The organism is Rheinheimera hassiensis, assembly GCF_022436675.1.
Taxonomy (GTDB): domain Bacteria; phylum Pseudomonadota; class Gammaproteobacteria; order Enterobacterales; family Alteromonadaceae; genus Alishewanella; species Alishewanella hassiensis.
The window spans coordinates 133,905-160,020 of sequence record NZ_JAKUJZ010000006.1 but is presented as its reverse complement, the minus strand read 5'-3'; the positions used below and the strand labels follow the sequence as shown (position 1 = coordinate 160,020).

The window sequence follows — 26,116 nt, the reverse complement described above, 5'->3', positions numbered from 1 at the left end:
GACGCATAGCTCAGCTGGATAGAGTACTCGGCTACGAACCGAGCGGTCGGAGGTTCGAATCCTCCTGCGTCCACCATCTGATTTGGGAAGCATCGTGCACTGTGCTTTAAAATAATTGTGCTGTAACAGTTACACCCTGGACGCATAGCTCAGCTGGATAGAGTACTCGGCTACGAACCGAGCGGTCGGAGGTTCGAATCCTCCTGCGTCCACCATATACGAAGAACCCGCTACGGCTAACGCCGTAGCGGGTTTTTTCATTTCAGCTTCTGCAATTTTGTTAACCCCATTTATAGCTGCAGCAATGTTCATCTGTTTCAGCAGGATTTGTATGCCAACTGTCTGCTAAGTAGCAACTAATATTTACGACCTTTATCTGCCTTGGCTGCATCGCTAAGTGCTTGTGATTATGCTATAAATTGTGTCCGAATTTATATGGTTTTCGCTCAGGCAGAGTTCAGCTTTATTTTGCTAGAACCATGTCACCGCGTTATAACAGGTAAGCCTGACACGTGATGATATCTGATATTGCAGCAGTACCTTTATCACAACCGGTACCACCGGCAGCGCAGCAACCGCTGCAGGGCGAGCTGGCATTATGCCGGCATTGTGATTTGGTTCAGGTAAAGCCTGAGTTGGCACCGGGGGAAGAAGCCTGCTGCTCCCGCTGTGGCCTGCATCTGGACGCGCGTCATCCGCAACCGGTATTGCGGCCGGTGCTGTATGCCGGTAGCGCATTATTTATGTTACTGCTGGCCAATTTTTTCCCCTTTGTCAGCATGTTTGCAGCCGGCAACAGCAACGAAATGAGTTTTTTCGATACGTCCTCGGTATTGTTTTCTGAACATCATCAGTGGTTGGCTATTCTGATCTGGTTGTTAATTCAGGCGGTACCTGCTACCTGCATGCTGGCGGTGTTGTATTTGAAATTGGGGATGTTGTATACGCTGCCGGCCCGTACCTGGGTGGCTCGGGTGCTATACATGCTAAAGCCCTGGAGCATGGTCGATATTTTTCTGATGGGGTTGATTATCAGTTTTGTTAAACTGGTGGCTGATGCTGATATTTCACTGGGGCCCAGTTTTTGGGCTTTTTGTCTGTTTTGTCTGCTGCATTTACGCACTTTTCAGGTGATTGACCGGTGCGAGCTGTGGTCGAAAATTGCACCTTATCCTATACCGCTGGTTGAGGCGCGTGCCGGCAAAACCGGGCTACAGCAAAATTTAAAACTGTGCCAGGTGTGTACTGCCTTAGTACCCTTGGCACAAAGTCATTGCAGCCGGTGTAACACCAAGGTACGGATACGCCAGCCTGCCAGTATTCAAAACACGATAGCCTTGTTAGTCGCCGCAACGATATTATATATACCGGCAAATTTGCTACCGATAATGCGTACCGTCTCATTTGGTGAGGTCACCGATTCTACTATTATCAGTGGCCTGATATTAATGTGGCAGGATGGCGCTTACCCGGTCGCCATTATTATACTGATCGCCAGTGTTATAGTGCCGGTAGCTAAAATACTGATTATGTTTTGGTTGTGCTATTTAACCCGTTTGCCGTTTTCACGCCGCCAGCGTCATTCCAGCCAGATTTACCGTTTGGTTGACTGGGTAGGGCGCTGGTCTATGGTGGATGTATTGGTTGTCGCCATTATGGCAGCCTTGGTACGCTTTGATTTATTAATGAGTGTATATCCCGGTGTCGGGGCTTTAGTGTTCGCTGCAGTGGTGATCCTGACCATGTTGGCGGCACTGAGTTTTGACCCCAGATTACTATGGGACCCATTGACCGAACAAAAGGAAGCCCGTTTTGACGCAACAACATAGTGCACAGGTAAGCCGGATAAAACAGTGGTCGCCAATCTGGGTAGTGCCAATAGCGGCGGTGCTGATAGGTATCTGGATGCTGTATAACCATTATCAGCAGCAAGGCGCTTTACTAACCTTATTAACGGCTGACGCTGAGGGTATTGTTGCGGGGAAAACCCAGATTAAAAGCCGTAGCGTCGATGTAGGCCAGGTGGTGTCGGTTGAGCTTAGCGATGATTTAAAGCAAGTTATCATTAAAGCGCGGATGAAGCCCAATGTTAGCCCGTTGCTAAATACCGGTTCACAGTTTTGGGTGGTAAAGCCACAGGTTGGCCGCGGCGGCATTACCGGGCTCAATACCCTGTTGTCGGGTGTGTATATAGAGCTGCAACCAGGCGATGCACAAAAAGAGCAGCTTGAGTACCCCTTGCTGGATGCGCCACCCATCGCTCCGGCTGATGCGCCAGGCGTGCGGGTGGTGTTAACTACAGCCGATAGCGGTGGCCTTGCCGTTGGCGATCCGGTGTTGTACCGCGGTTATGAGGTTGGCACCGTAGAAGACAGTGAATTTGATCTGGCGCTGCGCCGTACACAATATCAGTTATATATCCGCGCACCTTTTGATGTACTGGTATCAGAGAATGTGCGTTTCTGGCTTAGTAGTGGTTTTTCTTTAGATTTGTCTGCTGAAGGCCTACAGGTTGATGTGGGCTCAGCTACTACTTTGCTCAGTGGCGGCGTCAGCTTTGATTTAATGCAGGGTTGGCCTGCCGGTGGGGCGGTTGAGAATGGCAGCGAATTTCAGCTGTTTCCGAATAAACAAAGTATTCAGGAAGGTTTATACAGTGAATTTGTTGAATACCTGCTGTTTTTTGAAGAATCAGTGCGGGGTTTAAAAACCGGAGCACCGGTAGAATACCGTGGAGTGCGGGTGGGTACGGTTACCAGCGTGCCATTCTTTTTTTCTATTGATAAACCGTTTGAGGTGTCGCTGCAGCAGGGTATACCGGTGCTTATTCGCATTGAAGCCGGGCGGTTATATGAGAATCTTAGCTTAGCGCAACTGCGTAAGGAACTGGAGAAGGCGGTACAACAAGGTATGCATGCGACATTAAAAACCGGCAACCTGTTAACCGGCGCGCTCTATATTGATCTGGATATCAATCAGGATACGATAATAGATGTTGAGCAACAGGCCATGCAGGCACAGCAACTGGCGCTGAGCCAGAGTGCCGGTTACCCGATGCTGCCAACTGCCCGTAGCGGCCTGAGTAATATTGAACAGAAAGTACTGATGGCGCTGGATAAAATTAACAACCTGCCGGTTGAACAGTTGCTGGTGCAAAGTGAACAAACTATGCAAAGCACCGAGGTGTTACTGCAAAACGCCAGCAAAATGATTGCTCAGCTTGATGCGTTGGTGTCCAGCCCACAGGTGCAACAGTTACCGGCACAGCTGCAGCAAAGCCTGCAGGATTTACAGCAGATGCTGGCCGGGTTAAGTCCTGGTTCAGTGGCTTACGACAGACTCAACGGTAACCTGCAAACATTAGATCAGGTGCTGCGCGAGCTGCAACCGGTATTACATACGTTAAATCAACAAAGTAATGCTCTGGTGTTTGAAGCTGATACTCCTACTGATCCTGAACCGAAGAGGGCAAAACAATGAGGTATATTACAGCGGCGCTGTTTTTACTTTTAACAGGTTGTTCCAGCCAGCCTGGCAGCAGCTATTATCAGTTGCCCGCGGCGCCGGTAATGGCAGGTAGTGCAGAGGCTGAAGCGAAATCTCTTTATGTTGAACCGGTGCAGGTAGCCAGTTACCTGAATGGCCGTGGCTTGGTGTTGCAGTTATCTGAGGTTGAAATGGTAACAGCACGCCAACACTTGTGGGCAGAGGCGCTGGATCAGCAATTGCAGCGTCAGCTGCGCGACAGAATAGTTGCGCAAGCTTCAGGTTATACTGCTGTACTGCAGGCCCGGCCCGACACCGTGCGTGTTTCTGTGCACTTGGATCAGTTTCATGGTCTGGCTGATGGCCATGCCATTGTAAGTGGCCGCTTTGCTGTAAGTGCTCAGCCAGGCTCACAACCATTTACTATTCGTATCGCGTTAGCCGATGATGGCTATCCTGCTTTGGTGCAAGCGCTGGGGCAGGCAGTGCAACAGCTTAGCCAACAAATCAGCCGGCAACTTGCTGTTGCAGCATAATTCACAGTTGCTTATTACCGTAGTGTGGTAAGCAACTGCTATCAATTGTTTTCAGATGTCTAGACATTTGAATGTCTTTACGTGTAGTGTAGTAATGTTATGCAAATTGTTAGCATAAATAGCAGCTATCACTGAGTTTTATTTAGCTTACTAAAGTTAACTGCGCATAATGCTGGGTCGGCCGGAGAAAATCAGGCTGAGCCGGCAGTGTTCAACTATTCTGACTATACCTGTGTTTTGTCAGCAAGGTGCAGCCAACTGAAGGAGAATCGGCTATGGTCGCAGAATTATTATGGGAAGCCGCAAGCCTGATGCTAATTGGCATGGTGGCGGTGTTTGCATTCTTATTATTGCTGGTGTTTGTTGTCCAGATAATAAGCAGCGTGATGCAGCGTTATTTCCCGGTAAAACCAACCGATAAAACTGCCAGAGCAGAGAGTGGCAGCAATGGCCCAAGCCCGGCAGTTATTGCCGCTATTTCAGGTGCTATACATCAATATCGCCAACAACAATAAGAGGACTCAGGCATGAGCAAGCCATTATTACTTACTGAACTTGTGCTGCGTGACGCGCATCAGTCATTACTGGCAACCCGGTTACGGCTGGAAGATATGCTGCCTATTGCAGCCAAGCTGGATAAAGTGGGCTATTGGTCAATGGAATCATGGGGCGGCGCTACCTTTGATGCCTGTATCCGTTATCTTGGCGAAGACCCCTGGCATCGTATCCGCGAATTGAAAAAAGCCATGCCAAACACCAAACAGCAAATGCTGCTGCGTGGGCAAAACTTATTGGGCTACCGCCACTATGCTGATGACGTAGTAACTGCCTTTGTAGAGCGTGCACATGAAAATGGTGTTGATGTGTTTCGTATCTTCGACGCCATGAACGACATCCGTAATCTGCAAACTGCGGTGCAGGCCGCTATTAAGGTGGGGGCTCATGCCCAGGGCACTATTTCTTACACGGTCAGCCCGGTACACACTATTGATATGTGGGTAGATATGGCGCGGCAACTGGAAGACATGGGTTGTCATTCGGTATGCATTAAAGATATGGCCGGTTTGCTGAAACCCTACGAGTGTGAAGAGCTGGTTACCCGTATTAAAGAAGCCACCAAAATTCCGTTGGCCATGCAGTGCCATGCAACTACAGGTTTAAGCACAGCCACTTACCAAAAAGCGATAGACGCCGGCATTGATATGCTGGATACAGCGATATCGTCAATGAGTATGACTTATGGTCATAGCGCTACTGAAACCATGGTCGCGATTGTGGAAGGTACCGAGCGCGACACCGGGCTGAATTTAGAACTGTTGGCTGAGATTGCCGCTTATTTTCGTGATGTGCGGAAAAAATATGCTCAGTTTGAAGGTTCACTAAAAGGCGTGGATGCCCGTATTTTACTGGCGCAGGTACCAGGTGGCATGCTAACCAATATGGAAAGCCAGCTAAAAGAGCAAGGCGCACTGGATAAGCTGGATGCCGTGCTAAAAGAAATTCCCCATGTGCGCGAAGATCTGGGGTTCTTACCGCTGGTTACGCCAACATCACAAATTGTTGGCACCCAGGCTGTGTTAAACGTCCTTACCGGTGAGCGTTATAAAAGTATTACCAAAGAAACAGCCGGCGTTTTAAAAGGCGAATATGGCGCTACGCCAGCCCCTATGAATGCAGAGCTGCAGGCGCGTGTATTAGCTGGCGCCAAAGCCATTACCTGCCGTCCGGCTGATTTGCTGCAGCCAGAATTGGATAAACTGCAGGATGAACTTAGCAGCCTGGCGAAAAGCGAAAATATCCGCCTGGCAGATCAGCAGATTGATGATGTGCTGACCTATGCGTTATTTCCACAGGTAGGCTTAAAGTTTTTGAAAAATCGCGACAACCCGGCGGCGTTTGAACCGGTGCCAGAGGTTGAAAGTACTGATAGCAAAAAGGCGGCCAGCAAAGCCAAGACAGTGCAGAGTGGTCCTGCCAGCTACAGCGTACGGGTTGATGGCAAGGTATATGAAGTTGAGGTGGCACCAACCGGTGAGCTGAGCTCAGTTAAACCTGTGGTGTCAGAAAATATCCCCGGCAGTGCCTCCGTTACCGGCAGTGCAACGTTAAATGCACCACTGGCGGGTAATATCTGGAAAATTGTCACCAAAGTTGGCGCAGAGGTTAAGCGCGGTGATGTGGTGATTATTATGGAAGCAATGAAAATGGAAACCGAAGTGCGGGCAGTGTCTGACGGTACTGTAGTCAATATTCATGTTGCGGCCGGTGATGCAGTTAGCACTGGCGATGTGCTGATTAGCTTTGACTAAACTGAACTGAGGAATTTTCATGGACGCTGTTGCAACCCTAATTGCTTCTACCGGTTTGGTTAATTTTACTGCCGGTCAGGTAGTAATGATGCTGGTCGGGTTTTTATTACTCTATCTGGCTATCGCTCGGGGCTTTGAGCCCCTGTTGCTGCTGCCTATTGGCTTTGGTGCTGTACTGACAAATATTCCGCTGGCCGGTATGGGGGATCCGGGTGGTTTGCTGTATATGATTTACGAGGTGGGTATTGGCACTGGTATTTTTCCGTTGCTGATTTTTATGGGCGTTGGCGCATTAACTGATTTTGGTGCCTTAATTGCCAACCCCAGAATGCTACTATTAGGTGCGGCTGCGCAGTTTGGTATTTTTGCTACCTTATTAGGCGCTGTTGCGCTAAATGCAGTACCAGGTTTAAGTTTTACCCTCAAAGAAGCCTCTGCCATTGCTATTATCGGTGGTGCCGACGGCCCTACTGCCATTTTCCTTGCCTCAAGGCTGGCGCCTGATCTACTCGGCGCAATTGCAGTAGCGGCTTATTCTTATATGGCGCTGGTGCCTATTATTCAGCCGCCGATTATGCGGGCCTTAACCACTAAAGCCGAACGCAATATCCAGATGGTGCAATTGCGTACTGTCAGCAAGAAAGAAAAAATTATTTTTCCGCTGGCGGTCTTGCTGCTGACTATTTTATTGCTGCCAAGTGCTGCGCCGCTAATCGGTATGTTTTGTCTGGGCAATCTGATGCGTGAATCCGGCGTAGTAGACCGCTTAAGTAAAACAGCCCAAAACGAGCTGATTAATATTGTGACCATCTTTCTTGGCCTTGCCGTAGGGTCCAGGCTTAGTGCTGATAAGTTCTTAACGCTGCAAACACTGGGTATTCTGGTGTTGGGTGCGGTTGCCTTTGCTATAGGTACTGCGTCGGGCGTTATTATGGCAAAGATTATGGCTAAGTTTTCCAAGCAGCCAATTAACCCGTTAATTGGTGCGGCGGGTGTATCTGCGGTGCCAATGGCAGCGCGGGTAGTAAACAAGGTAGGGTTAGAAGCCAACCCGCACAACTTCTTACTGATGCATGCGATGGGGCCTAATGTGGCAGGTGTAATCGGCTCTGCCGTTGCAGCTGGTATTTTATTGGCACTGGTTGGTTAGGATAAGCGCAAATAAAAAGCCCGGTTTATTGACCGGGCTTTTTTAATAGTTATCAGATTAAGGTGCTGCGGTAGCGTCTGTGGCAGTTTTCGCCAGTAACACCCGCTCTTTAGTCGCCAACTGTGCAATTATTTGCTGTGCTTGCTGGCTGAACAGTTGTTTTTCCTGGCCTTGCAGCGGTGTAGCTTGTGGCAACTTAACTGTTCTGGGGTTGCGGTGCACACCAGACACTAAGAATTCATAATGTAAATGCGCGCCGGTAACGCGGCCAGTGGCACCTAAGCGGCCAATGGCTTCACCCTGACGCACTTTAGCGCCGTTAGCGACTAAACGCTTGGATAAGTGCAGGTATTTAGTGACGATATTATTCGCATGCTGGACAAATACATAATGGCCGTTCAGTTTATTGTAGGCTGAGGCAATAACACGGCCATCACCTGCTGCCATTATTGGCGTACCTACCGGGGCAACGTAATCTACGCCATTATGGGCGCGAACAGTGCCCAGCACAGGGTGCAGGCGGCGTGGGTTAAAGTTTGAGCTAACATACTGAAAACTGACCGGTGCACGTAAAAACGCCTGGCGCATACTGGCGCCATCGGGTTTGTAGTAGTTACCATCGGTATGGCGTACGGCCTGATACACATGCCCCTGATTCTGGAACTGGGCAGCAACAATATTGCCGTTACTGATAAACTCACCATCAACATATTGGGTTTCGTACAGCACACTGAAGCTGTCGCCGCCGCGGATATCCAAACCAAAGTCGATATCCCAGCCGAAAATACCAGCCAGGCTCATAATTTGTGCTTCGCTCAGGCCTGCTTCTATGCCTGCACTCCAGAAGTTGCTGCGAATTTCTGCACTGGCAAACTGGCTGCGCAGCTCAACTTCTTTTTTCAGCTCTTCTGCGATAAAACTGCCGTCGCTGTTACGGCTAACACGCAGGGTAGTTAAATGGTTCAGCGCATAACGCAGTTCCTCTAACTCACCGTTTTCATTTAAACCAAATTCAAGTTGCTCGCCCGGAAACAACCGGGTCAGGGTTTTTACGCTGTTGCCCAGTGCCAGAACGTCCAGCATAACCTGTTGGCTGATATTAGCTTTTTTGAACAAAGCTGACAGCGCATCACCTTTTTGTACTTGCAGTACCGACCAGTTTAATGACAGATCTTCTTCCGGCAGAGCAGGTAACTCAGAGATAGCTTGCTCAAGAGTTAAATCTTCAACGCTTTGCGGAACATCCAGGCTGTAGCGTTTACCTATTTCCAGGCTTTCGCTTTTACTGCCTTTAGATGCAGAGGCTTGTTCTGAGGGCAGTAATAAAATAATGGATAAGAACACCGAAGTGGCGACAATTAAGACGCGGTGTTGTTTGGGTATTTTGGTTACTAATTGGCGCATAATACTTATCTTGGCTCAGGAAATGCACAAAAACCGAGCATATACGGTTTTTTTGCCTGACACCAGACTTTTGTGCGTTTCCCCAAGGCTGAACATGCTATAGAATGCGGTTTCTTTGCGCAATCAGGTTAAAAATCAGGAGACTAAAATGGCAGATTGGGAGCAGGCTTTAGCTGAGTTAAAACGCGGCTGCGAAGAAATTCTGCTGGAAGAAGAGCTAATAGCCAAGTTGAAAGAAGGCAAGCCATTGAAAATAAAGGCAGGCTTTGACCCAACTGCACCAGATTTACACCTTGGCCATACCGTTTTGATCAACAAATTGCGTGCTTTTCAGCAGTTAGGCCACGAAGTGATTTTTCTGATTGGTGATTTCACCGGCATGATTGGCGATCCGAGCGGTAAAAACGTGACCCGCAAGCCGTTAAGCCGTGAAGATGTGTTAGCCAATGCTGAAACCTATAAAGAGCAGGTGTTTAAAATTCTCGACCCGGCCAAAACCCGGGTGGCCTTTAATTCACAGTGGATGGGTGAGCTTGGCGCAGCCGGTATGATTAAGCTGGCATCGCGCCAGACCGTTGCGCGTATGCTGGAACGTGATGATTTTAAAAAGCGTTTTGGTAATAATCAGTCAATTGCTATTCATGAGTTTTTATATCCGCTGGTACAAGGCTGGGATTCTGTTGCTTTACAGGCCGATGTTGAAATGGGCGGAACCGATCAGCGCTTTAACCTGCTGATGGGCCGTGAGTTACAAAAAGACGAAGGCCAGCGCCCGCAAACAGTAATGATGGTGCCATTACTGGAAGGCCTGGACGGCGTGCAGAAAATGTCGAAGTCTTTGGGTAACTATATCGGCATTACCGATGCACCTAACGATATGTTTGGCAAAATTATGTCTGTTTCAGACGAGCTGATGTGGCGTTACTACGATTTGCTTAGCTTTAAACCGGTTGAGGAAATAACTGCGTTAAAACAGCAGGTTGCAGACGGTGCTAATCCGCGTGATATTAAAATTATGCTGGCAAAAGAAATTATTGCCCGCTTTCACAATGATGCTGCAGCAGAAGCTGCGCATCAGGATTTTACCCAGCGCTTTAGTAAAAACGCCTTGCCGGAAGATATTCCCGACGTTACGGTAAGCTGTGATGCCAGCTCTATGCCGATTGCCAACCTGCTAAAAGAAGCTGGTTTGGTCGACAGTACTTCTGAAGCTATCCGCATGATTAAGCAAGGTGCGGTAAAACTGAATGGCGAAACCAAAATAGAAGATAGCAAACTGGAAGTAGTTAAAGGCAGCGCTGAAATTTATCAGGTGGGTAAACGCAAATTTGCCCGTATTACATTGTTATAAGTAAAAAAACAGGCCCCGTTGATAGCTGTATCTTCGGGGGTTGCTCTTAACGCTAAGCCCGCTTTCAGATCATTAATACAAACCTTATTGATAATCGTTGCTATTTAAAATAAAATGCAACTTCCTCATGCAGTCAAAGGTTTGTTCCCATGTCTACTATTCAATTCCGGTTATTGCCAGTCGCAACAGCAGTATCTCTGGCAATCGCAGCCACATCTTCTGTTGCTGTTGCTGAAGAACAAAACAGCAAAGCAATAGAAAGGCTTGAAGTTAAAGGTTCTTACACAGTAAATGAAGTTGTTGATACTGCTACCGGCCTTGGGCTGACACTGCGTGAAACGCCACAGTCTGTGAGTATCATCACAGAGCAACGGATGCGTGATCAGAATATTAATACCGTGCTGGAAACGGTAAAAAATGCCGTTGGTGTATCTTCTACTGAACTTGATAACGTACGCAGCTCTTTTAAATCGCGTGGTTTTGAAGTTACCAATTACCAGATTGACGGTGTGCCGCTGGCCTGGAGTTTGGCCGGTGATTCCGGTGAGACCGTAGCGGATGTTGCTATTTACGAGCGGGTCGAGTTTGTGCGTGGTGCCACAGGCCTGCTAACAGGCGCTGGCGATCCGTCGGCTTCAATTAACCTGGTAAGAAAGCATGCGAACAGTACCGATCTGACCGGTTATGTTAATGTCGCTGCTGGCAGCTGGGATAAAAAGCAGGTTACTGCTGATGTTGCCGGTGGGCTTAACAGCAGTGGCACTATACGTGGCCGTGTAGTGGGTAAATACCTGAATACTGAGTCTTACTGGGATCAGTATGAAGAGCGCAGCAACGTGTTATACGGCGTGCTGGAAGCTGACTTATCTGCTGCAACCTTGCTAAGGGTAGGCGCAAGTTATCAGAATCGTGATCCTAAAGCGGCAACCTGGGGCGCGTTACCTGCTGTTTTTAGTGACGGTACTTTTATTGACTGGGATGTGTCGAAAACCACCGGCACCGACTGGACCCGTTGGGACACCTCTAATACCAACTATTTTGTTAACCTCAATCATGCATTTAGTAATGGCTGGCAGTTGGTAGCCAACTACAACCGCATGGAATACGAAAAAGACTCTAAACTGTTATATTTCTATGGTGCCATGGATAAAGAAACCGGCGAAGGACTCAATGCTCAACGTTACCGTGCCTATGGCGAAACGGAACAAGATAGTTTTGACATCCAGCTAAAAGGTGACTATCAGCTGTTTAACCAGCAGCATGAGTTTGTTATCGGTGCCATTTCCAGCAAGCAGGATATTGCAACTGACTCGTATACCCCTATCGGTGGTGATATGAGTGGTGGTTATGATCGCGTTGATGTGGGCAATTTCTACCAGTGGAGTGGTCTGGCAGAGCCAGAATGGGAAGCCAATCCGGTAAGAGCCGAAGACGTTACTATTAAGCAGGAAGGGGTTTATGCGGCCACCCGTTTGTCTGTTACGGAGCAACTGAAGTTTATTGTCGGCGGGCGTATGTCCAGCTGGGATCGGCAAGGACTTTGGTATGGCGCGGCTGAAGATTACGGCAACAATAGCGTGTTTGTACCTTATGTAGGTGCATTGTACGATCTAACTGAGCAGCACCGTTTATATGCCAGCTATACAGAGATTTTTAAAGCACAGGACAGAAGGGATGCCAGCAACAATTTGCTTGACCCGGTTGAAGGTAAAAGCTACGAAGTGGGGCTGAAAAGCACCTTCTTAAATGATTTGTTGCACACTACTGTATCCCTGTTTCAGATTGATCAAGAGAACCTGGCTGTAATAGACCCAAACTTTGTGCCAACAGCCGAGCAGCAAACCGCTTACTATGGCGCAGACGGGACACAGAGCAAAGGTTTTGAACTCGAAGTAGTAGGTAAGCCACTGGAAGGCTGGAATATCAGCGCGGGTTATTCGCAGTTTAAAGCTGAAGACGCTTTTGGCACTAAAGTGAATACCGATAGCCCACGTAAGCAGTTTAAGCTGTTTACGACTTATCAGTTTGTCGATTTACTGCCAGAGCTGACCATTGGTGGCGGTATTAACTGGCAAAGCGAAACCTCTGCTGCAGGCGGTGGTGTGCAGTTAACTCAGCAGGCTTACTCGTTAACAAACCTGATGGCCCGCTATGATATTGCCGACAATATGAACCTGCAGCTTAACGTTGCCAACCTGTTTGATAAAAAGTACTACAACTACATGACAGCGTTCGGCAGTGCTTACACCCAGTATCGCTACGGTACGCCACGTAATGTTAGCGTTAGTTTTAACTACGCTTTTTAAAAAGCGTATATTCTAGAGTCGCTTATATTTAAATACGATATACGGATTGCCTGGCAGGGCAATCCGTTTTTTCTGTCTCATCCTGCACAATTATTACCGCTGGCGAAAGCTAACTCCCCGTGTAGCCCCGGCCTGAAATGGGCTGAGATACTCTTTTTATTGCCACAGTGGAAAAACAGCCACTTCACTTCTAAAGTTGTAACACTTGTCAAAAAACTATAGCGTAGAGTAGCTTTTTCTTGAATTTGCTCTTAACAACAAGGTTACGCCAGGTATGGATACTTTTGAGCTAAGCCAGCTGCAGGATGCAATAGTGCATTCTGCTGTTGATGCGATTATCGTTATTGATCAGCAAGGTTTAATTTGTTTTTTCTCGCCCTCGGCAGAAAAGCTGTTTGGTTATAGCTCAGTCGAGTGTATTGGCCATAATGTACGTATGTTGATGCCGGAACCGTTTCATAGTGAGCATGACGGTTATCTGGCTAATTATGTCGAGCACGGTCTGGCAGCAAAGATTATTGGCTCCGGTCGTAATGTGAAGGGTAAACGTAAAGACAACAGTATTTTTCCGATGCACCTTTCTGTTGGTGAAGCTAAAGTCAGCGCTAAACGTTATTTTGTTGGTATTTGCCATGATTTAACGGCATATGAGGCCAGTGTTAAAGCGCACCTTAGTTTACGGTCTATGCAGGATGCGCTGCTTGAGGCTGCAGTAGATGGTATTATTTCTATTGATGAGTGGGGCATAGTACAAAGCTTTAATCGCGGTGCTGAACAGCTTTTTGGTTACAAAAAGCATGAGGTGATTGGCCGGAATGTCAGCATGCTAATGACATCGGCGCATGGTCACCAGCATGATAGCTACCTGCAAAACTTTAAAGGTGGTGGTAAGGCTAAAATTATTGGCATTGGCCGGGATGTGCCGGCGCAGCGCAAAGATGGCTCAGTGTTTCCAATGCATTTGTCGGTGGGAGAATCGCGTACTGAGCATGGCCGCTTGTTTGTCGGAGTATGCCACGATTTATCTGAGTTTAAAGCGGTATTGCAGCGCTTAACATCTGCTGAGCAGCGTTATCGCGATATAGTTGAAAACCAAAAAGAATTTATCTGTCGTTTAAGCAAAAATTCGCGTCTTACCTTCGTTAATAATGCCTTCTGCCGTCAACTTAATCAGCCGATTATTCAAGTGCTGGGTATCTCTATCTTTGAATTTATTCATGCAGACGAGCGCTATAATGTTGAGTCACTACTGGAGCAACTGCGTCAGGCCGGGTTGCCACAAACAATTTCGTTATTAGTACGGATGCTGGGGCCCGACAATAGCGTGCACTGGATCGACTGGACATTTAGCACGCTAATTGGGAAGGTTGATTCTGCTGATGAAATTCAGGGGGTCGGCATCGATATTACCGAGCAGGTAAAGGCAAAAAATCATGCTAAGTTTCTTACCAATTTTGATGCGTTGACCGGTTTGTTAAATCGCGATGGGTTAATTGAGCAATTTAACCGGCGCCAGGACAAAACCCAGGTTTACGCGATACTGTTTATTGACTGCCATCGTTTTCGGCTTATTAATGAGAAGTACGGCCATGATTTTGGCGATTTAATGCTGATAGAAGCGGCAAGTCGGCTGCAAAGTATGTTGCCGTCGGGGGCTTTTGCCTGCAGACCAGGGGCAGACGATTATATCGTGTTATTGCCCGTTGAAGAGTCCGGCAGCGTGTTGCCCTTTGCCCAGTATCTGGTTGAAAAATGCACAGAGCCATACTGGTTGGCCAGCCAAAAAATTTCACCTTCGGTGTGTATTGGCATTAGCTGCTACCCGGACGATGACACCGATTTAAATGTGCTGATCCGCCAGGCTGAGTCAGCCATGTTTGAAGCCAAACAGCAAGCCTTGCCGCTGAGGATGTATCATGAAGATATTCACAATGCACTCACCCGGCAACTGGAAATAGAGCAAGGCTTACGCCGTGCGCTGGAGCAGGATTTACTTAGCGTAGTGCTGCAACCAAAGTATCATTTATTAAGTAAAAAGCTGGTGGGCTATGAAGCCCTGGTGCGCTGGCATGATGCCGAACTTGGTTTTGTTGCACCAGACATTTTTGTGGCAGTGGCCGAGGCGGTAAATTTGGGCAAAAAGCTCGATTGCTGGGTAATTAAAAGAACGTTACAGCAAATAAAATTATGGCGTCAGGCCGGTCTGCAGCCACAGCCTGTTGCAGTAAACATTACCGCTAAACACTTTTCCGACCCGGCGCTACACAGCTATGTTATTACCAAACTGCAACTGATGGAGTTACCTGCAAAGTGTTTGCAACTTGAAATAACCGAAGGCGTAGCGATGGATAATTCGCCTGCTATTCTGGAAAACCTGAATGCGTTTCGCAGTGCCGGTATTAAAGTTGCGATTGATGATTTTGGTACCGGTTACTCCTCTTTATCTTACCTTACATCTTTACCGATTGATTTTATTAAAATAGATAAAACCTTTGTCCAGGCGCTGGAAAATGGTAATAACCTTAGCCTGGTTAAAGCTATGCTGGCTATGGCGCAGGCAATTGGTGTAGCTGTAATAGCGGAGGGTATTGAAACGACAAAGCAACAAGATCTGCTGGCTGAGCTTGGTTGCGAGTTCGGTCAGGGCTATCTGTATGCCAGGCCAACCAGCTTTAGTGATATTGAACAGCAATTATCTGCGGCGTTGAGGGTACAGTAACCCTTGGCACAGAGGTAGCAAACGATTAGCCGGCAACCATAAGAAGGTGCCGGGCGAAAATAAACATGCCCGCCGCGGCACCGTGATTATTGCAGTATCAGGCGCGCTTTTTCAGCAATAGCGCAATATCGTCACTGCTACTGATTGGTTCAGCATCTGGTTCGGTTTTGCGTGGCCGCAGTTTTTCACCCAGAACCAGCATGCAGGGGGTTAAAAACAAAGTTAACAGGGTGGCAAAGGTTAGCCCGCCGGCAATAGCGCTGGATAACTGTGTCCACCACTGGGTTGACGGCGCGCCAAAGCCCAGGCTGGGCTCCAGTAAGTTAACATTCACCGCCAGTACCATTGGCAATAAGCCCAATACTGTAGTAATTGACGTTAACAACACCGGGCGTAAGCGCAGGCAGCCGGTTTCCAGTGCTGCATCAATAGCTGACAAGCCGCTGTCACGTAGTTGATTATAGGTGTCAATTAAGACGATATTGTTATTTACCACTATACCGGCAAGGCCAATGATACCCATACCCACCATAACTATGCCAAAGCTCTGGCCGTTAACCAGCAAGCCAAGCAGAACACCGGCGGTAGAGAAGATAATGGCAGATAAAATCAGCAGGCTTTGATACCAGCTGTTAAATTGTACCAGTAAAATCATCAGCATCAGGAAGATAGCGGTAGCAAAAGCGCCCATCAGAAAGGTCATGGCTTCTTGTTGATCAGCACTTTCACCGGCGGTTTTAATATGTACGTTGTCGGGTAGCTTAATATCACTGCCCAGCAGTGCTTGTAAGCGCTCGCCAACCTGATTTCCTGGTACCAAATCACTTTTTATCGTTACAGCACGGTTGCCGTCAATGCGTTTAATGATACTGGTTTTCGGGGCTGGTACCAGTTTAACAAAGTTGCTCAGCGGTACCTGACCACGCTGAGTTTGAATAGTTAACCGGCCCAACTGATCTAAAGAGCGCCAGTTTTCAGGAAAACGCACCCGAATATCGACTTCATCGCTGGCATATTCCGGGCGAAACTTAGCCAGCAACAAGCCGTTACTGATCATCTGTACGGCATTACCTACGGTTAGCACATCGGCACCAAAACGGGCAGCTGCAGCGCGGTCAACTTCTATACGCCACTCGATACCGGGTAAGCTCCTGTCATCTTCAATATCAACAAAGCCGCCCATTTGCTGCATTTGGCTGATAATTTGTGTTACTGCCTCTTCAGTTGCGGCAGCTTCCATTGCACTGACCTGCAGCTCTATCGGTTTGCCGGAAGCCGGGCCTTCCTGCTGCTGACGAAACTCCAGAATAACGCCTGGGATATCTTTGGTCAGCTCGCGCATTTCGCTAAGAATATCTGCCGCGCGGCGTCTGTCGTACCAGTCAATAAATTGAAATTGCAAGGTACCGACCACATCGGGTGCCAGTTCGCCGCTGCTACTGGCAAGTGAGCGGGCATAGAGTGCTTTAACCTCTGACAGCCCCAGCAGGCGCTGCTCTACTTTTTGCAGCAAAATATCTTTTTCATAAATAGACATATCACCACGGGCGCGCACCCAAACCTGGGCTGATTCAGGCTCTACCGATGGGAAAAACTCCAGGCCATGGTTATATTTACCGTAAGCAAAAAAGATTACTACCATAGTGCCAAGCATACCGGCAAAGGTCAGGCCCGGGTGGCGTAACAAGCGTGCCAGCAGACCGCGATAGGCTCTACCCGGTCGGCTTTGCGCGACTTCATGGGCCGGGGGCTGCGCTTTACTGAGCCCGCCCATTACCGGTAAGAAAATCAGCGCCATAAATAACGATGCCAGCAAACACAAAATTACAGTGGCAGGCAGGTATTTCATAAATTGACCTACCACACCGGGCCAGAACAGCAGCGGCATAAATACTACAACAGTGGTGGCGGTGGAGGCGATAATAGGCCAGGCCATCCGTCCGGCGGCATTGGCCCAGGCTTGCTTCGGTTTTTGCCCTTCAGCCAGGTTACGATCAGCCAGTTCACTGACGACTATAGCGCCGTCTACCAACATACCGGCTACTAAAATCAGCGCGAACAGCACGATAATATTCATGGTGTAGCCCAGCGCATAAATCAGCAAAATACCGGCAAAAAACGCACCCGGAATTGTAATGCCTACTAATACTGCAGAGCGCACACCCATGGTGGCCACAATCAGGATCAGTACCAGCACCACAGCGGTTAACACGTTGTTCAGCAGATCGGACAACATGTTTTTCACTTCAGTAGACTGATCCATAATGTAGTCAACCTGCATGCCTTCAGGAAAGGCTTTGCTGGCTTGCTCAATCAGTACTTTGGTTTGCTCTATGGTGGAAATGATATTGGCACCGCTACGTTTTTTTACTTCCAGTACCACTGCCGGCTGGCCATTAATACGGGCAAAACCGAGCGGATCTTTAAAACTGCGGCTGATGGTTGCCACATCGCCAAAGGTGATCACGGTATCGCCGTCTACCTTAATGGGCATTGACAAGACATCGTCTAAATTTTCAATAACACCTGGCACTTTCATCGCCATACGGCCGGCACCGGTATCTAAGCTACCGGCAGCAACCAGGCGGTTATTGTTTGATACCAAGGTGAACAGTTGCTGGTAATCCAAACCATAGCCTTCCAGTACCTGAGGGTCTACCACTATTTCCAGCAAGTCTTCGCGGTCGCCGCCGATATCGACTTCCAGCACTTCAGGAATAGCTTCAATATTTTCCTGTAACTGACGGGCAATAAAGACTAATTGGTTTTCTGATATTGGGCCGGATAAGCCGACGGACAACACCGGAAACAGGGCAACGTTAATTTCATTTACTGTAGGTTCGTCAGCTTCGCTGGGCAGTTTGGCCCGGGCGGCATCTACTTTAACCCGCACATCGGCCAGTGCTTTGTCGGCATCAAAACCGGCATCAAATTCCAGCATTACTGAGGCATGGCCTTCACTGGAGGTAGACGTCATCTTTTTAATGCCTTCTAATGAGCGCAGTTCATGCTCCATAGGCCTTACCAGCAGTCGCTCGCCATCCTCGGGGCTGATGCCATCAAGCGACATCGACACGTACATCATCGGGATAGCCACATCCGGGTTGGCTTCTTTGGGAATAGACTGGTAAGCAGTAATACCGGCAATAAACAGAAACAGCAGTAGCATTAAGCTGGCGCGGCTGCGCTGAATAGCCGCCTGAATGATGCTGTTCATGGCTTGGCTCCGGCAACCAGAACCTTATCGCCAGTGCGGACAAAACCTGCGCCCTGAGTGATAATTTGCGCCCGCTGTGGCAAGCCACTAACCCAGGCGCCGTCGTTATCAGCACTTAATATCGCCACTGGATAAAACACCACCTGTTGCTGTTCGTCGACAACTGACACACCAAGATGGCCGCTGGTATCCAGGCTCAGCAGGGCGGGGGAGATCCGGTGCGCCTGCACGGGCTCAAGCTGTACTTCAACCGTGGCACTGCCACCGGCAATACGCAGTAGCTCGGGGTTGGCTACGGTGACTTCAATATAAAAACTGCGGGTGGCGGTGTCGGCAGCATAGCTGATAAAGCTAAGCTCGCCGCTTAATTCACGGCCTTCAAGCAAGCGCAAGGTAACATCCTGGCCCTGTTTTAATGCGGAAATATGCTGCTGTGGAATTTGGGCTGTTACTTTAAGTTGGTCAATTTGTACCAGTTGCATCAGCTCGGTACCGGTTTGAATTAAATCTCCTACTTCAATATGGCGGCGGTCTACCACGCCGTTAAACGGCGCGACAGGTTCTGTTTGTGTCACTGCAAGCCGGGCAGTTTGCAGTTCAGCTTCAGCCTGAGCCAGTTCACTTTCCAGCCTGGTTAGCTCAGTGGCCGATAAAAATTTTGATTTACCCAGTGTACGGGCGCTCTCAAGCTCGCTTTTGCGCAGCTTAAGATTAGCCTGCGCTTGCGCCAGTAAGGCTGTGCGGCCTTCGTCTGACAAGCGCAGCAGTTTGTCACCTTGTTTAACGGTATCGCCTTGCTGTTTAAGTAACGCCTCAACGGTACCAGCTCGCTGCGATTTAATACTTACGGTACGCCAGGGCAACACCTGTCCCTGGGCAATTTGTTTCGCCTGATAGGGCTCGGCATCTGACCAGCGTGCTTCAACTTGCGACAACTCAACAACAGGGATTTGCTGCTCAGCAGGTGCATCTGCTTTAGCGCTGTAATTGTCGCCGCTAAACAGCCAAAAAATAAGAGCCAGACTTAAAACTACGGCAATCAGAACAGGAGACAAAGAAAGCTTTTTAAACATGAAAAATCCTTGGCAGCAACAATAAACTCAGTGCAGTATAGCGTTAGACAGGAATATACCGGCAGCTATAAATAGCGGCAAGTAAGCAACTGTAAGCAAATATAGCCAGCTTAACGTTTTATCATCACAGCGGACAACGACGGCTAATCAAGTGTTTGGCGTAGCCGAAACTGATGTAACCATGGCTGGTTTTATTGCTGATTGCGGGCAAAACGTGCCAGTTGCTGCTGAGTACGGGCGGTGCCGGACAACAGATCTTTTGCCGCTTGATCAATAGAGGCCATTTGGTTATAGGCATCGCCGGTAACCTGTTCAATAGCCGATAAGTGCTGATGCGTTTGCTGGTAGCGTTGCTCCAGCTCAAGTACGGTGTTATTAATGTTTTGAATACCGCTTTTGGCTTGTTGTAGTTCTTGTTGCAACTGGCTGAATTCGGCGCTGGTGCTATCAATTTGCTGCTGTGCTTGTTGTGCTTGCTGGTTCAGGCTTTGCGATTCGGTGCGGGTGTCGCCCACCAGTTGCTCCATTTCATTTAAAAAGCCGGAAATTTGCTTGGTGGCGTCATTTACTTTCGCCGCCAGCGTGCGCACCTCGTCAGCTACCACGGCAAAACCACGGCCGGCATCACCGGCGCGGGCGGCTTCTATTGCGGCATTGAGTGCAAGCAGGTTGGTTTGATCGGAAAAGTTTTCTACCATCACCAGAATTTGCCGCACATTTTCTGAGTTTTTGTGCAAGCCGTTGATAGTACTGCCAAAGCTATTAAGCAGTGTGACAATGCCTGATAACTGGCCGGTTAGTTGCTGCATTTGGTTGCTGGCTACTCTGGCTTTATCTACGGCGACGCCGGAAACCTGGCCCACCTGATCGCCATGCTGCACGATATCGGATAAGTATTGCAGTACTTCATCACTTTCACGGCGAATTTGGCCACTACGCTTTTCGGTATCCTGTAAATGGCTGCGGGTACTTTTTACCGCACCGGATACCTGCTCGTTAACCAAATGGGTTTCGCCGGCCTGCTGGTGAATATCGCCCAGCAACACTCCCAACTGGCTGACAAACTGGTTGTACTCTTCTGACAGAGTACGAAATTCATCATAAGTAAAAGCGGGCAGGCGGTGGTTAAGATCTGTGCCTTTACGGTTGGTGTCATGCAGTGCCGACACCAGAGCTTTAACCGGCCGTACAATCAGGTAGTGCATATAGCCGATAGTAAACACAAAGGCTGATACGCCAAGCACCAGCAATAACCACCAGTGGCTGTCAGCCCCGGAGGCAGGATACGCCAGATACAGCGCCAGCAGGAAAAACAACGCTAAAAAGCTGATATTACCAATAATTTTACGGCTTAAAGTGCCAAAGAAAGTGCGTTCAATAAACAGGTAAAGAGAGGTAAAACCAGTCATAAGGTCGCAAGTCCTGCCAGAATATAATAATAGAAATTAGCATAACATAGCCTTTTGCCAGCCGCGACTGTTGCTGTGCACTGGTGTTGATCTGGCACAAACTTTACCAAAAATGGTAGCAGAGTGTTATCTGCTACCAAAACAACACCATTAAAATCTGTAGATTGCGCCTACCGATATGGCTGAAGGATCGGCGGCAGGGGTTATGGTCAGACGTTTACCATGGCCTCCTGCAGAAACGTTAAAACTAGCCGCTTCACTGTTATCGGTTAGGGCAATTGCAGCATATACACTCAGCGATTTGTCAAAAGCACGTTCCACGCCAAGAGCCAGCATATTGGCGTCGCTGTCGGGAGTGTCTCCATTACCGGAGCGGTAATATTGTGCAGAGATATCATACGCATTTAGTTTGTATGACACACCGAAGCCCCAGGCATCACGGTCACCGCCTCTGAAATCTTTTGTTTGCTGTGCCAATGCAGATACTTGCCACAGATCGTTTATTTTATAGCGAGCACCCACGCGCAGGCCTTTAAATGCCTCCACTTCAGCACCTTGGGCATCAGCTAACTGGTTTTGGCGCTCATAAGCCAGTAGTAGGATCAGGCCATGAGCATTGTAGGTAATGGAACTACTGATGGCGTCATCTTCATTTTCAGCAGTACTGCCAGTGGAGTCGTTGGAGGAGTAATGCAAATCAAAGGTCATATCGTGCAGCACCGGACTTTGGTAGTGGATACCATTTCTGAAGCGTTTATCAAGATTAACGCCTCCACCGGCGACAATATTACGGGCATCACCAACCTTATCACCAAAAAAATCGGTACGAGAGCGTACTTTTTTCATCGGTGTATCAAAGTAACCAATGCGGATTAAGCCCAAGCGGCCTTGCAGGCCAACATAACTGTCTCGTGCGTCAAAGTAATCACTGCCAGTATCACCTTCCTCTATCCTTACCAGTGTTTCAATCTGTGCCAGTACTTTTAGCCCGGACTCGACTTCATGGCTAACCTGAACACCTAACCGACTGGAGTTGCTGGAGATATTCAGGCCACTGCTCTGATCGTTATCCAGATGATCAACCGACACATGTGCCAGGCCATAGATTTTATAGTCAGCCGCGTGAGCTATAGACACGACCGGCAGGATTATCAGAATGGTAGCAGCAAGTTTGTTCATTTTCATAAAAACACCTGTTTGGTTTTCTAGTTGTAATTTTCTTTAATAACTACGCCTGTGTTGAATGTTGCTTTGACGACTGTCACAAAGCGAGGTTAACAGTTATAGCCGGAATTTTTTAACCATGTCCATCAGACGGCTGGCCATGGTGGTTAAGCTTTGGCTCGCCTCGTTTGTCTGGGTGGCTCCGGCAACGGTTTGCAATGATAAATCTCTTATGGCTACAAGGCTACGATCTACTTCTCTTGCTACATAGGCTTGCTCTTCTGAGGCCGTAGCAATAAGAAGATTCCGGTCGTTAATAGTACTGACAGAATCACAAATTTGTTGAAAGGCTTGTCCGGCCTTATCTGCCATATGTACCGTGTTACCGGCTAAGGTTGAACTGGACTCAATAGACTGGACTGCTTTAGATGTGCCTTGCTGTATTGTACTGATCAGGCTCTCTATCTGGCTGGTTGAATGCTGGGTTCTGTGTGCTAATGCCCTTACTTCATCAGCAACTACGGCAAAGCCGCGGCCCGCATCGCCTGCTCTGGCTGCCTCTATGGCTGCATTAAGTGCCAGCAGGTTTGTTTGTTCCGCCAGCGCTCTGATAACATCAAGCACCTGGCCAATATTTTTGGCCTGAACTGATAAGTCTTGAACCAATTGCGCCGAAATTTTCATTTCTGCAGCCATATCCTGAGTTTGCTTAATGGTTAGTTTGATCTCAGCCAAGTTCACTACTGCCAGCTCGTTAGATTGTTTAGATGCCTCTGAGGTAGTTAGCGCATTACGGGCAACCTCGTCTATCGCGGCTGTCATCTCATTTACTGCGGTGGCTGCTTGTTGTAGCTCAGCATTTTGCAAATCCAGGCCATTAGAGCTTTCAGAGGTAATGACACTTAACTCCTCGGCGGCCGAGGCCAGTTGTGTTGCAGTGTTACTGATTTCGCCAATTGTCTCGCGCTGGCTTTGTTGTAAATGACGTAAACCAAAGAAGAGTTTACCAATTTCATTATCGCTTTGTACTGCAATATCGGTAGTTAAGTCACCTTTTGCCATGCGATCAAAATGAGTGCCTGCCAGGCTTAGTGGCTGGATCAGGGTTCTGTTTATAATCAGCCAACTGATAAATAACGCTACCACTGCAGCGGCTACGAAAAATAAGCTCATTAAGGTAGTTGTGCTATAACGTTTAGCAGCATCTTCCATTTGATTATTGTTGGTTATCTGCGCCCGGTCCATAAAGGTTTTCATCAGTTCATAACAGATTACATTAGTATCGCGGGCCTGCAGATTGGCAGTGATATAGCGTGCCTGATCACCACTTTGTAGCTCGGTTGCTGTTTTTTCGATAGCAGAAAAATACTGCTGAAAGGCTTGCTCTAATTTTAAAATAAGTTCCTGATTCTCAGTATCTCTGCCTGCCGATAGTACTGCAGGCAGCTTTTCTCTGGCATCTTTGAGAAAAACGGCAGCGCGCTGCGCGCTGGTACTTGCCTTGTCGGCCTGGCCAGCCTGTAGCTCAATAAAACCGCCTGCCAATGCTAACCGGCTACGCAGAGTAAGGCTGTAAATATCGCTTATCGGGTTAACCTGACGTACCGACAGATCATATAGTTGTGAAATGTCATCTTTGCCAGCTTTTGCGGTTAACCAGGAATATCCGCTGAGTAATGCCAAACACACACTAAAAAGCACTAAAATAGTAAAAAGAGTTGTTCTGACAGAGATATTTTGGAACATGGGTACACCTTAATCCAAGGATGGGGGAGCTTGCAGAGTGTGGTTGATAAAGTTCACTTTTTCCAGCTGATTTAGTGAAGGTGAGGTAGTAAAAGAAATTAACCGCTTAATTTATGATTTTTTTTTGCCATATTCAATACTTAGTAATAAACCAGCCTGTAACCATAGCGGCAATAAAGGCCAGTGTGCCAAGGCTGCCAGAGCTGATTGCGGCCAGTGCCGGGCCGGGACAATAACCCACCAAACCCCAACCTGCGCCAAACACCAGGGCACCGATTACCAGTGGTTTATCCAGAGCTTTGTTATTGGGTAAGCTGAAGCTTTGGGCATACACCGGTTTGGCTTTGCCGATAAACAGCCAGTAGCCAGAGCTATATACGGCAAGTGCTGCTGCCATTACCAATAGTAAACTTGGGTCCCAGTTAGCATTCAGCGTTAAAAAGCCCAGTACTTTGTTTGGGTCTATCATGTGTGAATAAGCAACACCGACTGACATCATCAGCCCGGCGATAAAAGCGAAAATAATCGGCATGGCAGTCTCCTTAACGCAGCAGGGTGGCAACCAGCATGCCGCTTAACATAAACAGCACAGTAGCAGTGATAGAGCGTGGCGATAATCGGCTTACGCCACAAATACCATGGCCTGAGGTGCAGCCGCTGCCCCAGCCGGTGCCAATACCTACCAATAAGCCGGCAACAATAATCTGCCAGCTAAGCTCTGGTGTGCTGTAGCTAAAATCAGTTATTACTGCACTAAGTAGTATCGGGCCGGCGACAATACCGGCTATAAATGCCAGCCGCCAACTGCGGCCTTCGCGGGTAAATAAGGCTGAACTGGCGATGCCGGAAATACCGGCAATACGGCCATAAAATACCAATAAAATCAGCGCGCCCAAGCCTATCATGGCGCCGCCAATCAGGGCTTCAACCGGGGTGAAGTTTTCCATTGTCTGCTCCAGCTCTTATTTAACAGTTAAACCGGCATCCAGCCAGGCTTGTATACCACCGGCTACCGAATACACCTGAGTAAACCCCATGCGTTGCAATGCTTCTGCCGCTAATGCCGAGCGAGCGCCGGAGCGGCAAATTAAATACAGCGGGCTTTGTGCTAACTGCGCCAGCGCCATGTCCTGCGCACAGCCACTGGCCGCTACTTTCGGGTGGTTATGAATGTTCATTTCCAGCACACCGCGTGGGTAATTTACCGCACCCGCTATATGCTGCTGGGTAAATTCTGCCGGTTCGCGTACATCTATCAGCACGGTTTCGCTATCGGTTTTAAGCGCGCTGCTAAGATCTGCAATACTGACTTCGTTGATGGCTGCTTTTGCCTCGGCTATTAACTGCTGTGACGTTTTCATCTGACGCTCCTGCTTGTTGAAATTAAATAACAGATTGATAGATTACTACTACCGCCATAATCACTAAAAACACCGCAAAGGCACGTTGAAGCTGCTGTTTAGGTAAGCGTTTGCCAACGGCAGCACCAACATAGCTCCCGGCAATACCGGCAACAATCATCAGGGCTATTGTGTGCCAGTCAAATACGGTGCCGTCTGCAGCCATCACCCAATAGTATTTACCAAAACCGACAAAGGACTTCATGGCAATAATAACCAGGCTGGTAGCAACACCAACTGGCATAGATAAACCGCCCAGTAGCACTAATGCGGGTACTATTAAAAAGCCGCCACCTACGCCAACAAAGCCGGTTATTGCCCCGACAATTAGGCCATCAATAACAATTTTTACCGGTTTAAACGCTTTGCCGTTGCCAGGTCCGCCAATATTGCTACGCCACATCATCACTGCGGCGACCAGCATCAGCATGGCGAAGACCAACAGCTGCCAGCGGGCATCAACTAAAGTGCCCAGCCAGGCGCCGCCATAAGTACCGGCCATTCCCGGAATACCAAACCACATAACATGACGCCAGCTAATCAGCCGTTGCAAGCCATTACGCACTGAGCCAAACATGCTGATACCGGCTACAATCAACAGCGAAGAGGCAATAGCCAACTGAGGTGACATATGCAGCAGATACAACAATACTGGCACAGTCAGTATAGAGCCGCCGGAGCCAAACAGACCCAGGCTTAAACCAATCACTATTGCACCAAGTAAGGCCAGCATAATGTGTTTGTCCTATATAACTTATTGGAATATGCTTATAACATTAATTGCATTCTAATGTGGTTTTCGCTAAGCTGCAATGAAATTTAGATATTTCTAATTTATGAGGTGAG

General features: G+C 48.2%; 19 protein-coding genes and 1 tRNA gene. 10 read left to right on the top strand and 10 right to left on the bottom strand.

Features of this window, described 5'->3' with window-relative positions; genetic code table 11:
* Window positions 1-138: 138 nt before the first annotated feature.
* From MJX74_RS14200 to MJX74_RS14170, 7 genes are all read left to right on the top strand, one after another.
* Window positions 139-215 (top strand) — tRNA-Arg (locus tag MJX74_RS14200).
* Window positions 216-515: 300 nt separating this feature from the next.
* Window positions 516-1,829, top strand: coding sequence for a PqiA/YebS family transporter subunit (locus tag MJX74_RS14195; protein WP_240223780.1), 1,314 nt, complete (start codon window positions 516-518; stop codon window positions 1,827-1,829).
* Window positions 1,813-3,480 (top strand): intermembrane transport protein PqiB, encoded by a 1,668-nt coding sequence (pqiB, locus tag MJX74_RS14190; protein ID WP_240223472.1) that lies wholly within the window; start codon window positions 1,813-1,815, stop codon window positions 3,478-3,480. The genes MJX74_RS14195 and pqiB overlap by 17 nt, the downstream gene beginning before the upstream one ends.
* Entirely contained in the window at window positions 3,477-4,022 is a 546-nt protein-coding gene (locus MJX74_RS14185) for a PqiC family protein (protein WP_240223471.1), read from the top strand. Before pqiB ends, MJX74_RS14185 begins: the two co-directional genes overlap by 4 nt.
* A gap of 275 nt (window positions 4,023-4,297) precedes the next feature.
* The gene (locus MJX74_RS14180; protein ID WP_068229514.1) at window positions 4,298-4,537 is read left to right on the top strand and encodes an OadG family protein; all 240 of its coding nucleotides are present in this window, start codon (window positions 4,298-4,300) and stop codon (window positions 4,535-4,537) included.
* A 12-nt stretch (window positions 4,538-4,549) separates the two neighbouring features.
* Entirely contained in the window at window positions 4,550-6,331 is a 1,782-nt protein-coding gene (gene oadA / locus MJX74_RS14175) for a sodium-extruding oxaloacetate decarboxylase subunit alpha (RefSeq protein WP_240223470.1), read from the top strand.
* 19 nt (window positions 6,332-6,350) lie between these two features.
* On the top strand, window positions 6,351-7,481 hold the full coding sequence (locus tag MJX74_RS14170; RefSeq protein WP_240223469.1) for a sodium ion-translocating decarboxylase subunit beta: 1,131 nt from the start codon (window positions 6,351-6,353) through the stop codon (window positions 7,479-7,481).
* A gap of 57 nt (window positions 7,482-7,538) precedes the next feature.
* On the opposite strand, the gene MJX74_RS14165 is transcribed toward MJX74_RS14170, so the two are convergent.
* Complete coding sequence (locus tag MJX74_RS14165; protein WP_240223468.1) at window positions 7,539-8,885, bottom strand: peptidoglycan DD-metalloendopeptidase family protein; 1,347 nt, start codon at window positions 8,883-8,885, stop codon at window positions 7,539-7,541.
* 148 nt (window positions 8,886-9,033) lie between these two features.
* Here MJX74_RS14165 and tyrS point away from each other — a divergent pair, with 148 nt between their 5' ends.
* The 3 genes from tyrS (at window position 9,034) to MJX74_RS14150 (ending at window position 15,261) form a co-directional block, all read left to right on the top strand.
* Window positions 9,034-10,236, top strand: a complete 1,203-nt coding sequence (gene tyrS / locus MJX74_RS14160; protein ID WP_240223467.1) for a tyrosine--tRNA ligase — start codon at window positions 9,034-9,036, stop codon at window positions 10,234-10,236.
* Window positions 10,237-10,385: 149 nt separating this feature from the next.
* Window positions 10,386-12,542 carry a TonB-dependent siderophore receptor gene (locus MJX74_RS14155; protein WP_240223466.1) on the top strand — a complete coding sequence of 719 codons (2,157 nt, stop codon included), beginning with the start codon at window positions 10,386-10,388 and terminating at the stop codon, window positions 12,540-12,542.
* A 274-nt stretch (window positions 12,543-12,816) separates the two neighbouring features.
* Window positions 12,817-15,261 carry a sensor domain-containing protein gene (locus MJX74_RS14150; RefSeq protein WP_240223465.1) on the top strand — a complete coding sequence of 815 codons (2,445 nt, stop codon included), beginning with the start codon at window positions 12,817-12,819 and terminating at the stop codon, window positions 15,259-15,261.
* A 97-nt stretch (window positions 15,262-15,358) separates the two neighbouring features.
* Here MJX74_RS14150 and MJX74_RS14145 read toward each other — a convergent pair whose 3' ends face one another.
* The 9 genes from MJX74_RS14145 to MJX74_RS14105 all read right to left on the bottom strand — a co-directional run bounded on the left by MJX74_RS14145 (window position 15,359) and on the right by MJX74_RS14105 (window position 26,003).
* Complete coding sequence (locus MJX74_RS14145; RefSeq protein ID WP_240223464.1) at window positions 15,359-18,478, bottom strand: efflux RND transporter permease subunit; 3,120 nt, start codon at window positions 18,476-18,478, stop codon at window positions 15,359-15,361.
* Window positions 18,475-19,551, bottom strand: coding sequence for an efflux RND transporter periplasmic adaptor subunit (locus MJX74_RS14140; protein WP_240223463.1), 1,077 nt, complete (start codon window positions 19,549-19,551; stop codon window positions 18,475-18,477). The genes MJX74_RS14145 and MJX74_RS14140 overlap by 4 nt, the downstream gene beginning before the upstream one ends.
* Window positions 19,552-19,742: 191 nt before the next feature.
* Complete coding sequence (locus tag MJX74_RS14135; RefSeq protein WP_240223462.1) at window positions 19,743-20,960, bottom strand: methyl-accepting chemotaxis protein; 1,218 nt, start codon at window positions 20,958-20,960, stop codon at window positions 19,743-19,745.
* 150 nt (window positions 20,961-21,110) lie between these two features.
* Window positions 21,111-22,145, bottom strand: a complete 1,035-nt coding sequence (locus tag MJX74_RS14130) for a porin (protein ID WP_240223461.1) — start codon at window positions 22,143-22,145, stop codon at window positions 21,111-21,113.
* Window positions 22,146-22,241: 96 nt separating this feature from the next.
* Window positions 22,242-23,870, bottom strand: a complete 1,629-nt coding sequence (locus tag MJX74_RS14125) for a methyl-accepting chemotaxis protein (protein ID WP_240223460.1) — start codon at window positions 23,868-23,870, stop codon at window positions 22,242-22,244.
* Window positions 23,871-24,003: 133 nt separating this feature from the next.
* Entirely contained in the window at window positions 24,004-24,402 is a 399-nt protein-coding gene (locus tag MJX74_RS14120) for a DUF6691 family protein (protein ID WP_240223459.1), read from the bottom strand.
* A 10-nt stretch (window positions 24,403-24,412) separates the two neighbouring features.
* Entirely contained in the window at window positions 24,413-24,817 is a 405-nt protein-coding gene (locus tag MJX74_RS14115; RefSeq protein WP_240223458.1) for a YeeE/YedE family protein, read from the bottom strand.
* A 15-nt stretch (window positions 24,818-24,832) separates the two neighbouring features.
* A complete protein-coding gene (locus tag MJX74_RS14110; RefSeq protein WP_240223457.1) occupies window positions 24,833-25,231 on the bottom strand; it encodes a rhodanese-like domain-containing protein in 399 nt (132 codons plus the stop codon).
* 22 nt (window positions 25,232-25,253) lie between these two features.
* On the bottom strand, window positions 25,254-26,003 hold the full coding sequence (locus tag MJX74_RS14105) for a sulfite exporter TauE/SafE family protein (RefSeq protein WP_240223456.1): 750 nt from the start codon (window positions 26,001-26,003) through the stop codon (window positions 25,254-25,256).
* Between the last annotated feature and the right edge of the window lie 113 nt (window positions 26,004-26,116).

Bases quoted from the DNA above. Each gene is read 5' to 3' on its own strand.
- MJX74_RS14195 (WP_240223780.1), top strand. From the start codon at position 516: ATGATATCTGATATTGCAGCAGTACCTTTATCACAACCGGTACCACCG.
- tyrS (WP_240223467.1), top strand. From the start codon at position 9,034: ATGGCAGATTGGGAGCAGGCTTTAGCTGAGTTAAAACGCGGCTGCGAA.
- MJX74_RS14185 (WP_240223471.1), top strand. From the start codon at position 3,477: ATGAGGTATATTACAGCGGCGCTGTTTTTACTTTTAACAGGTTGTTCC.
- MJX74_RS14135 (WP_240223462.1), bottom strand. From the start codon at position 20,960: ATGACTGGTTTTACCTCTCTTTACCTGTTTATTGAACGCACTTTCTTT.
- MJX74_RS14170 (WP_240223469.1), top strand. From the start codon at position 6,351: ATGGACGCTGTTGCAACCCTAATTGCTTCTACCGGTTTGGTTAATTTT.
- MJX74_RS14140 (WP_240223463.1), bottom strand. From the start codon at position 19,551: ATGTTTAAAAAGCTTTCTTTGTCTCCTGTTCTGATTGCCGTAGTTTTA.
- MJX74_RS14145 (WP_240223464.1), bottom strand. From the start codon at position 18,478: ATGAACAGCATCATTCAGGCGGCTATTCAGCGCAGCCGCGCCAGCTTA.
- MJX74_RS14130 (WP_240223461.1), bottom strand. From the start codon at position 22,145: ATGAAAATGAACAAACTTGCTGCTACCATTCTGATAATCCTGCCGGTC.
- MJX74_RS14165 (WP_240223468.1), bottom strand. From the start codon at position 8,885: ATGCGCCAATTAGTAACCAAAATACCCAAACAACACCGCGTCTTAATT.
- MJX74_RS14125 (WP_240223460.1), bottom strand. From the start codon at position 23,870: ATGTTCCAAAATATCTCTGTCAGAACAACTCTTTTTACTATTTTAGTG.
- MJX74_RS14115 (WP_240223458.1), bottom strand. From the start codon at position 24,817: ATGGAAAACTTCACCCCGGTTGAAGCCCTGATTGGCGGCGCCATGATA.
- MJX74_RS14120 (WP_240223459.1), bottom strand. From the start codon at position 24,402: ATGCCGATTATTTTCGCTTTTATCGCCGGGCTGATGATGTCAGTCGGT.
- MJX74_RS14180 (WP_068229514.1), top strand. From the start codon at position 4,298: ATGGTCGCAGAATTATTATGGGAAGCCGCAAGCCTGATGCTAATTGGC.
- MJX74_RS14110 (WP_240223457.1), bottom strand. From the start codon at position 25,231: ATGAAAACGTCACAGCAGTTAATAGCCGAGGCAAAAGCAGCCATCAAC.
- MJX74_RS14150 (WP_240223465.1), top strand. From the start codon at position 12,817: ATGGATACTTTTGAGCTAAGCCAGCTGCAGGATGCAATAGTGCATTCT.
- oadA (WP_240223470.1), top strand. From the start codon at position 4,550: ATGAGCAAGCCATTATTACTTACTGAACTTGTGCTGCGTGACGCGCAT.
- MJX74_RS14155 (WP_240223466.1), top strand. From the start codon at position 10,386: ATGTCTACTATTCAATTCCGGTTATTGCCAGTCGCAACAGCAGTATCT.
- MJX74_RS14105 (WP_240223456.1), bottom strand. From the start codon at position 26,003: ATGCTGGCCTTACTTGGTGCAATAGTGATTGGTTTAAGCCTGGGTCTG.